Annotated in this window: 10 protein-coding genes and 1 pseudogene; 9 read left to right on the forward strand and 2 right to left on the reverse strand. The window is 35.1% G+C overall.

The window, feature by feature from the left end; translation table 11 throughout:
* Positions 1-158: 158 nt before the first annotated feature.
* The 4 genes from HT691_RS11575 (at position 159) to HT691_RS10355 (ending at position 3,641) form a co-directional block, all read left to right on the forward strand.
* Entirely contained in the window at positions 159-329 is a 171-nt protein-coding gene (locus HT691_RS11575) for a PhrA family quorum-sensing system peptide (protein ID WP_001227862.1), read from the forward strand.
* A 164-nt stretch (positions 330-493) separates the two neighbouring features.
* Positions 494-787: a hypothetical protein gene (locus tag HT691_RS10345; RefSeq protein WP_000748217.1), complete on the forward strand. Its 294-nt coding sequence runs from the start codon at positions 494-496 to the stop codon at positions 785-787.
* A 6-nt stretch (positions 788-793) separates the two neighbouring features.
* Positions 794-2,995, forward strand: coding sequence for an ABC transporter permease (locus tag HT691_RS10350; RefSeq protein ID WP_000221426.1), 2,202 nt, complete (start codon positions 794-796; stop codon positions 2,993-2,995).
* A gap of 4 nt (positions 2,996-2,999) precedes the next feature.
* A complete protein-coding gene (locus HT691_RS10355) occupies positions 3,000-3,641 on the forward strand; it encodes an ATP-binding cassette domain-containing protein (RefSeq protein ID WP_000087002.1) in 642 nt (213 codons plus the stop codon).
* A 247-nt stretch (positions 3,642-3,888) separates the two neighbouring features.
* Here HT691_RS10355 and HT691_RS10360 read toward each other — a convergent pair whose 3' ends face one another.
* On the reverse strand, positions 3,889-4,707 hold the full coding sequence (locus HT691_RS10360; RefSeq protein ID WP_172925364.1) for an XRE family transcriptional regulator: 819 nt from the start codon (positions 4,705-4,707) through the stop codon (positions 3,889-3,891).
* Between the two features lie 191 nt (positions 4,708-4,898).
* Between HT691_RS10360 and HT691_RS11580 the strand changes: the two genes are divergently transcribed.
* The 5 genes from HT691_RS11580 to HT691_RS11705 all read left to right on the forward strand — a co-directional run bounded on the left by HT691_RS11580 (position 4,899) and on the right by HT691_RS11705 (position 8,851).
* A complete protein-coding gene (locus HT691_RS11580) occupies positions 4,899-5,069 on the forward strand; it encodes a PhrA family quorum-sensing system peptide (RefSeq protein WP_001227862.1) in 171 nt (56 codons plus the stop codon).
* A gap of 314 nt (positions 5,070-5,383) precedes the next feature.
* Positions 5,384-5,680, forward strand: coding sequence for a lactococcin 972 family bacteriocin (locus HT691_RS10365; RefSeq protein WP_000911559.1), 297 nt, complete (start codon positions 5,384-5,386; stop codon positions 5,678-5,680).
* Positions 5,681-5,782: 102 nt separating this feature from the next.
* Positions 5,783-7,798, forward strand: coding sequence for a DUF1430 domain-containing protein (locus HT691_RS10370; protein WP_054388490.1), 2,016 nt, complete (start codon positions 5,783-5,785; stop codon positions 7,796-7,798).
* 1 nt (position 7,799) lies between these two features.
* A complete protein-coding gene (locus HT691_RS10375) occupies positions 7,800-8,432 on the forward strand; it encodes an ABC transporter ATP-binding protein (RefSeq protein WP_023934537.1) in 633 nt (210 codons plus the stop codon).
* A 140-nt stretch (positions 8,433-8,572) separates the two neighbouring features.
* Positions 8,573-8,851, forward strand: coding sequence for a hypothetical protein (locus HT691_RS11705; RefSeq protein ID WP_000712965.1), 279 nt, complete (start codon positions 8,573-8,575; stop codon positions 8,849-8,851).
* 67 nt (positions 8,852-8,918) lie between these two features.
* Here the strand turns inward: HT691_RS11705 and HT691_RS11450 are convergent.
* Positions 8,919-9,685: pseudogene (locus HT691_RS11450) on the reverse strand (XRE family transcriptional regulator); the annotation flags it as partial.

A 9,685-nucleotide genomic window follows, 5' to 3' on the forward strand; every position in this document is an offset into this window, starting at 1 on the left:
TGCTTAATTTCATTATAAAGTTTTTAGTTCAAAATAGCAAGTTAAAGGAATAAATAATTCTTTATGGTAATAAACAAAAAAAAAGTTAAAAATTACATAAAAATACTTGACTAAATAAAATATATCTGTTAGAATAAAAAAGAAAGGGGTTTCATTGCATGAGAAAAAAACGTGGAATTAAAAAATTAGTTACATTTGCATTGCTAGGTGTTTTTATGTTTAGTAATACAATTCCTTACCAACAGTTTATTCAGAAGAATAAACAATTGGAGATTCGAGTGCAATCGCAAAAGAAGTCCAATGGTCTTGATGTTGGGAAGGCTGATTAGTTGATTAAATGATGAAAATACTATTAACTATATAGTATTTCTGTTTTATCTAATTTTTAATTAGAAAGAAGGGATTCCGATGTACTAGGGTATGATTTGTTGATATTTCTAAATGCAGTCATTGTTATTGTTAGATTTTAAGTGAAAGAAATGAGGGCTTTACGATGAAGAAAAGCATAAAAAAAATAATTACAACATCTTTACTTGCACTGACTTTAGCTGGTGCAGGTGGTTCGATTGTTTCAGCTGCAACAGTTTGGTATAAAGGTACTGCAGTTTATTGGGATTATGGTCGTACTGCTGGCCTTTGGAGCTATTCAAATGTTCAGTCTAGTGTTTACGAACACTCAGCAACTGCTAACGGGGCATTCTCAGGCTGGCAATCACCTGGAGTAGAAGCACGTGTTTCTAAATTCATCGGAACTGCTACAGCTGAATGTTACTGGAATTGTAGGTAAGTACCTATGACATACAAAAACATGTTATTAGGTAAAATGAAATACTTAATCCTGTTTTTGATTGCCATCCAGAGTGTCTTACTTGCTCTGGTGGCAATTTTTTTAGCAGGTTTACAGTATCAACAGTCATGGCAGAGTTATAATCATCATTCCGAAACTGTAACAGTTTATCTTCAGAAGTTAACAGAAGAGCAATCACAAGATGTATTTAATTATTTTTTAGAACAGAGTGACTTGTCCATATGGACAAAACGTTCTGAAAGTAGTGATACAGGAGAAGGTCTAAATAGGATTTATATAGACATCCTTGGCAGCTCTGCTGGTTTTTCAGATTTTGAAAGTACGGGTAAAATAGTAGTCTCACAACAACAATTTGCAGATTTATTATCTCATAGTGATAATAGTATGACTATTGGACTTGACAAAGGCTCAAATAATATGCTTTACGAGCTTCCAGATTTATTATTTAGCACACCTGTAGTCATTGAACGATTAGATTATACTTTTCAAAACACTAATACGATCAATGGGATATACCATATCAATGGTCTCCACGATGCTGTCTCAAGAGATAACTTTCTGTTGCATCTTTCAAAGATGTCAGGTATTTCTGTTGAGGATTTGACAAAAGAAAGTTTTGGAAGTAGTACTGATCAGGGAATTTGGGGAATAATACTTGCTATCAGCATCTTAGTAAATGCCTTCATTTTACTGATTCTATTCTTAATCTGTGTTCTTCAATCCTTTAAACATTTCGGAACATTGATTCTTTTAGGATGGGATAGAAAAGAATTATGGTCTGCTTTTTTCAAAAATTCTCTACTATTTTCAATCTACATTATTCCAATTATCTCTTTATGTAGTTGGTTGTTGTCAGGCTGGTCTAGTTTTGGTTTATCATCGTTTATTCTAGTTTTTGCTGGAGTCAGCCTCTCAGTCTTGTTGCTACTATTGATATTCATTATTCCAACGATTATTGTTTATTCGGTTTCTCCATTAGCCGCAATTCATAAACGATTACCAATGAAGCCTTTAATGGTAACCTGCTTGTTATTCTATACCTTGGTAGCTGGTTTGTTAATCGCAGTCAGTTACTCTTTAGATGCTCCAACGAATCAGTTTATTGATAATATGAAAGTATCTAGGGAGTGGAAAAATGTTGAAGATATGTACGTTATCTCCAGCTTTGTTGAGGGAGATGATGTAGGTACATATGCAGGAACTACAAATTCCCTTGAGCGTAGTATGTATAACTTTTACCAGCGTATATCTGAGCTTCCAGGTGTCTATATTGCCCAAGGAAAATTTCTTAATCAGGAGTACCTTGATGCAGTCTATGGGACATACCAACATGTCCCTAAAAAACCATTTTGGTATTTGAAATTCTCCTATAATTACCTGCAAGAGTTAGGTATTCCCCTAAGTGATGAGGAGTTGCTAGAGATGAGGAATGGTACTCGACTTTATCTTCTACCTAACACGCTCAATACAGAAGAACTTGAGGCGATGAAGGCTTATTTACAGGAAAGTGTCACTGTAAAACCGGGAGATTTACAAACTAATTTCACAGAAAATCCGAAATTTATGTTCAAGGTTTACCAACCGTCTCGACCAATATTTACTTGGTCAGATTCCATTTCTTATGGTACAACTAGTGAGAATCCAGTTATTTTTGTCTCAACACCAGAGAATCTATATTTCATGGAGTCGGCAAACTTAGTTGTCAGCGGCTATAATGGTCTTTTGAAGATTCGTGATAGGGAAACAATGGAACAGGTAGTGTCCGTTTTAGAAACAGAATTTCCAGATTTAACGGATAATCGGTTGAGTTTTACAACTGTCAAGAACTTTATCAATGGTCTTCAAAAAGATCTGAGTTATACATTTTATCTTTTCGGCACGATTATAGCGATTATCATCATTACGATGATGGCTATTTTCTGGAGTTTTGTCTTAATGTACCGCTTGTTATTTGAAGAAAAATTGTATGTTCAATACTTTATGGGATTCTCACCATGGAAAAGATATATTGGTGTGGTTTCTCTCATTATTAGTTTTTCTGTGATGGAACTAATCGTTTCTATCTTGGTGGGTTCTAAGTTGGGAATAGTCATGACACTAGCTACATTTGCTTTTCAGATAATGCTTCTTTACTTCAGTTTGTTCCGTAAAGAAGGAGAGAGTATCATACAATCATTTAAGGAGTAATCTCATGTCTAGAATTTCAGTACAAAATGTATCAAAACAATTTGGTTCAAGAGAAATTTTCAAAGACTTAAGCTTTGATATTGAGGAAAATGAATTTGTAGCTTTAGTAGGACCTTCTGGTTCTGGAAAATCGACTATCCTCAATATGATTGGACTATTGGATACTGTTGACAGTGGTAAAATCCTAATCAACGGAAAAGTTTTGCCTAAGGTAAATTCGCAATCAGCAGTTCATTATCGAAGGAATGTCATCAACTATCTTTTTCAATCCAATGCACTCATTTCTACATCTAGTGTGAAAGATAACCTGATGCTTGCCATGACTTTTTCGAATTTCTCTAGACAGGAGAAAGAGCAGAGAATCAAGGAAACGCTAGAATTTGTTGGTCTACAAAATCGGTTAAATAGTAAAGTCAATGAATTATCGGGAGGTGAACAGCAGAGAATTGCGATTGTGAGAGCTATTTTAAAGCCCGGAGATATTGTCCTAGCAGATGAACCAACCGGATCGTTAGATCCTGAAATGTCTCAAAAAGCATTCGATTTGATTCGAACTTTGAGAGATCAATTTGGTAAAACAATTTTGATTGTTACGCATAACATGGAGCAAGCACGGCAATGTGATAGGATCATTTCACTGGAGTAGGTTCTTGTAAATTAACTCAAGCATCATTAGCACTTGATACGGTTACTTCTGAACCCGTTTCAAAAGAAAACTATCTTTATTCCATGTTATTTTGAGAAAGATATTGTGAAAGTCAAATATGATGATAAAGTTGAGTGGAATTTGTTAGAATTTCAAAAATTTAGAGCATTTTTGGCTTAGTAATATGTGTTGAAAGCTCAAAATCTATGGTAAAAAGTAGCTTTGAAAACGTATTGCCTCCAAAGATTTAGTTAAATAATGATTTAACACAAAAAGAAATTATTGAAGTTCTGGAAAGATGTTGTTTCAGTATTGAGAAAAGGTGGGAAAAACTTGCGATTTTCACAGAGAAAGGATTGTTATAAATCTTGCATAGCTCTCTTGCTTCTATATAATAATTTTTGACTTGTTCTTTGCCAAGGAATTGTGTTCCACAATTTCCAACGAGAACGAGCAGGGGAGCTAGTTGGTAACTTGTTTGCCTCTCTTTACAGAGTTCGATAGTCTCAAGAGCTTCTTGGATGGCTTCATTATATTTTTCCTTTGATACTAGGTAGTGAGCGTAGTTGTAACGAACTCTGATGTAGCCAAATAAAAACTCTTGATGCTCAAAATTTTTTGTCTGATATAACTCCATCAAATGAGAGTAGTTTGCCTCATATTCTTGTTCACGACCCTCTAAGGAATAGAAATTAGATAGAGTATTCAACGCCTTTAAATAAATCAGAGTATTTGAAGAGACTTTTAATAATATATTTTCCAATGAAGAAATAGCCTCACACTTACTGTCATATTGATAGAAGTCAATAATAGCTTTAATCCATTCAAGGTAAGTTCGGTCTTCTAGTGTTAGAAAAGTACTTCGTTCAATCTCTATTCTATAAAGATATTCTAAATTGTCATAATTTCTGTCATCTAATAATCGAGCAGATAATTGCTTGAAATTAGAGAGGTTAGATTTAATTTCAATTTGTTCATTAAAAAAATAATCTAATGGCACTTCGAGTCGTTGGGAGAGTCTCAACTCTTTTCTTTTCAATCTGAATTTCTCTGCGAGTGTATTCATTAAAGATAATAAACCTTCCTATTTGCTTAATTTCATTATAAAATTTTTAGTTCAAAATAGTAAGTTAAAGGAATAAATAATTCTTTATGGTAATAAACAAAAAAAAAAGTTAAAAATTACATAAAAATACTTGACTAAATAAAATATATCTGTTAGAATAAAAACAAGAAAAAAGAAAGGGGTTTCATTGCATGAGAAAAAAACGTGGAATTAAAAAATTAGTTACATTTGCATTGCTAGGTGTTTTTATGTTTAGTAATACAATTCCTTACCAACAGTTTATTCAGAAGAATAAACAATTGGAGATTCGAGTGCAATCGCAAAAGAAGTCCAATGGTCTTGATGTTGGGAAGGCTGATTGATTTTATATTACTTTAAAATTCAACTATTTAGAGAAAGGTATTCTGATGAGAGCTTGTAACAATACCAGATAGATATAAGAATGGAGATGTTTGATAAAATGCTTTCATAGCTAACCAACTGTTGAAAATTATGAGTTACAAAATCTAAAGTATTTAAGATTGGTTTATAAAATTAGGTCTCTGCCTGTAGAAAGGAACGTGCAGTTAGAAAGGAGGAAAAAATAGGATACTATAATTCAGACTGAGATTTCTAATTAAAATATATAGTTGCATTTCGCTCATTTTCATAATATTTCATTCAGAGGAGTAATAATATGTTAAAATTTAGAAAAGTAGTTGCATCATCCCTTGCCGTTTTGGCATTTAGTTTGGCTCTTCCTGTTTTGGCAGTTTCTCACCGTGGTGGCGAGTGGACCTATGGAGGCCATCATGATCCAAATAATTGGGGAGCATTTTCGAATTATTATCATGGTTCACAGTATCACTGGGCCTATGTTGGAAGTAATGGACGTAACAATCAAAAAACAGTTTATGCAGGAGCACGTAGTGCGGCCTATGCGTTTGTTAATACAAATTTTGGGGAGCAAGTTACATTTGATGCGGGATGGTAAAGAATAATTGAAGAAGATTCTTTTATCAATAGTTCAGTAAGCTTGTTAGTTTATAGAGGGCAGGAGTATTTCTGCCCTCTGTTTTAGAATAAGGAATGCACTATGAAAAAATTATTTATACTCATATCCAACCTGCTTGCTAGTTTGTTCTTTGTTTGGGTATTTACCATTTGGACTGATACATATGTCTCCCATTATTACCCCAACGTTGTTGTACGTGATTCTTCCCCTGAAACAACTTTTCAGCATGTTGCTACACGCTTGGAAAAACTAGCAGAAGAAACAGATAGCTTTATTGCGATTCAACACCAAGATCCTAACTCAGAAGGTACTACAGTTTTTTCTTATACGACCTTTGGGGACGGAAAGTTGCCTGATGGGCTTCAGGAAAAAAATCTAGAAGATGCTCAAAGTAGTAGTGTTGAAACAAACTATTTTGTATTCGATGGACACCTAGATATTCACTTGCTAAGGGAAGAGCTAAGTCAACTTGGCTTGACTAACATGCACCTGACAATTCCATCTAAACTATCTACGTTAATGGCTATCTTTAGTAACGGATTTCAGTTAATCAGTCTATTGATTTTCATCTTAACCTTTGTAGCACTGACTTTAATTAGTCAAATTAGCCAATTACGGTCATCGGGCATTCGCCTCATTTCAGGAGAGAAACGGTGGTCCATTTTCCTTAGACCAGTTGGTGAGGATTTGAAAGGGATAGCTGTTGGTTTCAGTTTAGCTGGCGTGCTCGCCATTCTTATGCAAAAAATTCTGTCGCTTCCAACGCAATCCCTAATGACCATAGGAGCAGGCTTGCTCAGTTATAATCTCATCTTGTTGTCGATCTCCCTGTTTTTCGCTCAACTCTTCGCAGTTGGGATAAAAAAGATACACCTGATGCAGATTATAAAAGGGCAAGTGCCTGTCAGAGGAATCATTAGTTTGATTTTAATCGGTCAACTGTTAGCGATTATTATTGTAACGCTGGGAATAGGGAGTAGCTTAAAGTATTCCCAAGCCTGGCAACAGCATCGGATTGGACAAGAGGTTTGGAGTCAGGAAAGACAACTGATTACCCTATCAATCAGCCGTGAAGGAACGAGTCCTGGTTTTGATGAACAAGCTCAAAGGAAACTCAGAACTTGGTATCAATTGATGGATCTGGCTGTTTCAGAACAAAAGGCTTTCTTATCTAGACACCAGTTAATTGACCGTACTTTGCAAAATGGCATGGCTTCCTCCAAAAACTTGACAACCTCTACAGAATGGCACGATTACAGCCCGAATGGCAATGTCCTTATCGTCACACCGCATTACTTGGAGCGTCAAAACATTCCTGTAGATACAACTATTAAGCAAAAGATGAATCACCTTAATGTAGGGGAGTTTGTCTTATTGCTGCCTGAACACCTCCGTTCAGAGGAAGAACATTATAAATCTGTTTTTGAAGACGACTTAACCAGTCGCATGTCTAGTCAAGATGAACGACAGCAAATGACTGCTACGGTAGGTTATTTGGAATCAGGTCAGGATCGATTTGTGTATAATACGACCCCTATTTCTTACCAGCAGTTTTTGAAAGATCCGATCGTCATTGTTATAACACCCCAATCAACTGGTCCACAGTCCATTTTGTTTTGGATAGACGCAGTACAGAACTACGTTCTCTTTAATCAATTGTCTGATGCCCAGGAGCTTATCCAGAGACAAGGCATTGAAAATTGGGTCTCAGAAATGCAAACAGGTTACCACAACTACATCACATTATTGGATAATATCCAGAGGGAACATTGGGTAATGCTAGCAGGAGCTGTGCTTGGGATTGCAACTTCAATCTTGTTGTTTAACACTATGAATAGGCTCTACTTTGAAGAATTTAGACGTGCCATTTTTATCAAACGCATTGCAGGTCTCAGGTTCTTAGAAATCCATCGCACTTATCTCTTTGCTCAACTGGGTGTGTTTTTACTGGGATTTGTTGCGAGTGTATTTCTTCAGGTAGAGATAGTAGTTGCTTTCTTAGTCTTGTTACTCTTTACTGGTCTATCTCTTTTACAGTTACATGTCCAAATGCAGAAAGAAAACAAGATGTCCATGCTTGTTTTGAAGGGAGGTTAATATGATTGAACTTAAACAGGTGAGTAAATCTTTTGGAGAACGAGAGTTATTTTCGAATCTTTCAATGACATTTAAGGCTGGAAAAGTCTATGCCTTAATTGGTTCAAGTGGTAGCGGAAAAACAACCTTGATGAACATGATTGGGAAATTAGAATCTTATGATGGGACGATTTTTTACCGAGGTAAAGACTTGGCCAATTATAAATCGAGTGATTTTTTCCGTCACGAATTGGGCTACCTCTTCCAGAACTTTGGCTTAATTGAAAACCAAAGTATTGAAGAAAACCTTAAGCTAGGTCTCATTGGTCAAAAGTTGAGTCGGTCGGAACAGCGGTTGAGGCAGAAGCAGGCTTTAGAACAGGTCGGCCTGGCTTATCTTGACCTAGATAAGCGCATCTTTGAGTTATCGGGCGGAGAATCGCAACGGGTTGCCTTGGCAAAAATTATCTTAAAGAATCCACCCTTTATTCTGGCAGATGAGCCAACAGCTTCAATAGACCCAGCAACCTCTCAGTTGATTATGGAGATTTTGCTATCTCTTCGAGATGATAATAGGCTAATCATTATCGCAACACATAATCCGGCAATTTGGGAGATGGCTGATGAAGTGTTCACGATGGATCGTCTGAAATAAAAATCCTTGTTTTTAATTGCACGATGAGTTATCGAAATATTATCATGAATCAATAATTGGAGTTAATTTAGAATTGTACTTTATGAATATTGAGGTAACTTTTTCTTGATAAAGGAAGAAATAGTGGAGAGAAAGTTAGAATGAAAAAATTCGACAATTATATTATTGAGAAGCCTTGCGATTCTAATTCAGATAAACTGCAAAAAATCTTAATAATTGAAAGTTTGGTAGATGATATTTTGCAATTTTCTCTCAGAATCAAAAATAGTGTAGGAGAGATTTTCCTCCTACAACCGTTTCAAAAGAAAACTATCTTTATTCCATGTTATTTTGAGGAAGATATTGTGAAAGTCAAAGATGATGATGAAGTTGAGTGGCATTTGTTAGAATTTCAAAAATTTAGAGCATTTTTGGCTTAGTAATCTGTGTTGAAGGCTCAAAATCTATGGTAAAAAGTAGCTTTGAAAACGTATTGCCTCCAAAGATTTAGTTAAATAATGATTTAACACAAAAAGAAATTATTGAAGTTCTGGAAAGATGTTGTTTCAGTATTGAGAAAAGGTGGGAAAAACTTGCAATTTTCACAGAGAAAGGATTGTTATAAATCTTGCATAGCTCTCTTGCTTCTATATAATAATTTTTGACTTGTTCTTTGCCAAGGAATTATGTTCCACAATTTCCAACGAGAACGAGCAGGGGAGCTAGTTGGTAACTTGTTTGCCTCTCTTTACAGAGTTCGATAGTCTCAAGAGCTTCTTGGATGGCTTCATTATATTTTTCCTTTGATACTAGGTAGTGAGCGTAATTGTAACGAACTCTGATGTAGCCAAATAAAAACTCTTGATGCTCAAAATTTTTTGTCTGATATAACTCCATCAAATGAGAGTAGTTTGCCTCATATTCTTGTTCACGACCCTCTAAGGAATAGAAATTAGATAGAGTATTCAAGGCCTTTAAATAAATCAGAGTATTTGAAGAGACTTTTAATAATATATTTTCCAATGAAGAAATAGCCTCACACTTACTGTCATATTGATAGAAGTCAATAATAGCTTTAATCCATTCAAGGTAAGTTCGGTCTTCTAGTGTTAGAAAAGTACTTCGTTCAATCTCTATTCTATAAAGATATTCTAAATTGTCATAATTTCTGTCATCTAATAATCGAGCAGATAATTGCTTGAAATTAGAGAGGTTAGATTTAATTTCAATTTGTTCATTAAAAAAATAATCTAATGGCACTTCGAGTCGTTGGG

The sequence above is a fragment of the Streptococcus sp. 477 genome, from assembly GCF_013277295.1.
GTDB classification, from domain to species: domain Bacteria; phylum Bacillota; class Bacilli; order Lactobacillales; family Streptococcaceae; genus Streptococcus; species Streptococcus pseudopneumoniae.

Excerpts from the sequence above, each read along its gene's own strand:
- HT691_RS11580 (WP_001227862.1), top strand. The coding sequence starts at position 4,899 with ATGAGAAAAAAACGTGGAATTAAAAAATTAGTTACATTTGCATTGCTA.
- HT691_RS10350 (WP_000221426.1), top strand. The coding sequence starts at position 794 with ATGACATACAAAAACATGTTATTAGGTAAAATGAAATACTTAATCCTG.
- HT691_RS10360 (WP_172925364.1), bottom strand. The coding sequence starts at position 4,707 with ATGAATACACTCGCAGAGAAATTCAGATTGAAAAGAAAAGAGTTGAGA.
- HT691_RS10370 (WP_054388490.1), top strand. The coding sequence starts at position 5,783 with ATGAAAAAATTATTTATACTCATATCCAACCTGCTTGCTAGTTTGTTC.
- HT691_RS11705 (WP_000712965.1), top strand. The coding sequence starts at position 8,573 with ATGAAAAAATTCGACAATTATATTATTGAGAAGCCTTGCGATTCTAAT.
- HT691_RS10355 (WP_000087002.1), top strand. The coding sequence starts at position 3,000 with ATGTCTAGAATTTCAGTACAAAATGTATCAAAACAATTTGGTTCAAGA.
- HT691_RS10345 (WP_000748217.1), top strand. The coding sequence starts at position 494 with ATGAAGAAAAGCATAAAAAAAATAATTACAACATCTTTACTTGCACTG.
- HT691_RS11575 (WP_001227862.1), top strand. The coding sequence starts at position 159 with ATGAGAAAAAAACGTGGAATTAAAAAATTAGTTACATTTGCATTGCTA.
- HT691_RS10365 (WP_000911559.1), top strand. The coding sequence starts at position 5,384 with ATGTTAAAATTTAGAAAAGTAGTTGCATCATCCCTTGCCGTTTTGGCA.
- HT691_RS10375 (WP_023934537.1), top strand. The coding sequence starts at position 7,800 with ATGATTGAACTTAAACAGGTGAGTAAATCTTTTGGAGAACGAGAGTTA.